This is a genomic window from Serratia sp. PL7, assembly GCF_945957435.1.
The window spans coordinates 1-284 of record NZ_CAMFLB010000150.1 but is presented as its reverse complement, the minus strand read 5'-3'; the positions used below and the strand labels follow the sequence as shown (position 1 = coordinate 284).

At 54.2% G+C, this 284-nt stretch carries 1 protein-coding gene; it reads right to left on the bottom strand.

What is annotated here, in order from left to right:
* Positions 1-284 (bottom strand): hypothetical protein (locus N6G83_RS54695; protein WP_260524455.1); only part of this gene is annotated, 284 nt, incomplete at both ends.

Genomic DNA, 284 nt, shown 5'->3' with positions numbered 1-284 from the left:
TTCGCCATCGCCTGTTGGGTCTTCTGCTCGTTCTCTTTGCTGCGCGCAGCCAGTTGATCTTGCAGCTGTGTTACCTGCAGGGCCTTTTGCTCACGCTCTTTGGTCTGGGCAGACAACTGTTCTTGCAGCTTCGCCAACGCCTGCTGGTTTTGCTGTAGCTGTGCAGCCAACTGGGCTTTTTCATCGGTAGTTTTGGTTTGAGCCGCGATCTGTTGCTCTTGCAGCTTGGCGCTGGCCTGCTGCAACTGCTTAATTTGTTCGGCTTTCTGCTCGCTGTCTTTGGT